At 68.1% G+C, this 1203-nt stretch carries 1 protein-coding gene and 1 pseudogene; one reads left to right on the top strand and one right to left on the bottom strand.

Going from position 1 to position 1203, the window contains the following annotated elements; all coding sequences use genetic code 11:
• A partial coding sequence (locus tag N800_RS15015) for a primosomal protein N' family DNA-binding protein (RefSeq protein WP_036140534.1) occupies window positions 1-486 on the bottom strand: 486 nt, incomplete at its 3' end.
• Between the two features lie 452 nt (window positions 487-938).
• Between N800_RS15015 and N800_RS16390 the strand changes: the two are divergent.
• Window positions 939-1203, top strand: a pseudogene (locus tag N800_RS16390) (hypothetical protein); the annotation flags it as partial.

The following is a 1203-nucleotide window of genomic DNA, read 5'->3' as shown; positions in this document are numbered from 1 at the left end:
CTCCAGCGGTCCCCCGGCCGCCGCCAGCCGCTCGGCCAGCTGCCGTGGCCGGCCCGCCCGCAACTTGGGCCGCGCGGTGTACCCGGCTTCGGTCAGTCGCCACGCCCAGGCGTGGGTGAGGGCCAGTGGCTCGCCCTGGCGCAGCGGTCCGGGCAGCGCGGTGGCGAAGACCTCACCCAGCGGTGCATGCGTATAACGGGCCAGCCAGCCCAGCGAGTCGTACAACTCGCCCGCCAGCAGCGGCGCCGGGTCGAGCGCGGGGCCGGCCGTGCGCAGACCGGCAACCTCGTCGACCCCGGCCGTGGCGATTCCGGCCACCACCCCCACCAGCTCGCGCGGCCCGAACGGCACCCGTACCCGCTTGCCGATGTCGGCGGCGGATGGGGCGTGCCCGTCGGGCGACCGGTAGTCGAACAGCCGTGCCAGGGGCACCGGCACGGCGACCCGCCAGACAGGAAAAGGAGCGGCGGAAGCGGCATCGGCCATGGGCAAAGTTTACGGTGCCAGGGTGCCGGCGCAGCCATTGAGACAGTTGTGTGGCATTGCTGGGCCTGGGTTGATGAACATCACGTAAGTGTCCGGGTCAAAAGAGAATTCGCCTTTATCCACAAAGATTGTGGATAAGTCTGTGCATCGAGGCTCGACAGACTTGCGGGACGCCGCTGATTCAAGCCCTTCAGTCAGGTTGGACAAAAAAGTGCCATACATGTTTTTTCAATTTAGAACAATAGCTTGCGTGTGAAACATTGGTGTACGCGCACGCCACCATGCTGCGCCGCATCGACAGATGACGGGAATTTGACTGCTGTGCACAACCGCCATCGGCTGCAACCCGCGCCACTGCGTGTTGGGCGGGTTAACCCGCGCTTGTCAAGAGAATATTGGGACAGGCGTCTCGCTATGATGCGGCCCATGCCGAAGCCGTTCCCCCTGCCGTAGTGTCTGCGGTCCGCCCCCCGTCTCCCCCGCCTGCCCTGAGCGCGTTCCTGCGCGGGGTGGAGCGTCGCGGCGCCGTCCTGGCCGAGTTGCAGTGCGGGGATGCGGCGGCTGGCGATGCCGCCCTGGCGGCGGCTATGCGCGTGTTTTGCGACGAGGCCGCCGCCATCCCCATGGCCGAATGGCCGCGCCGCTTCTGGGCCACCCTGCTGGCCGAGCCGGCGCTGCGCCGTCGGGTCGCGGTGGCGGCGGCGATCGAGCCCACTG

It is taken from the genome of Lysobacter daejeonensis GH1-9, assembly GCF_000768355.1.
Classification (GTDB): domain Bacteria; phylum Pseudomonadota; class Gammaproteobacteria; order Xanthomonadales; family Xanthomonadaceae; genus Aerolutibacter; species Aerolutibacter daejeonensis.
This window is presented reverse-complemented; position numbering and strand designations above follow the sequence as displayed.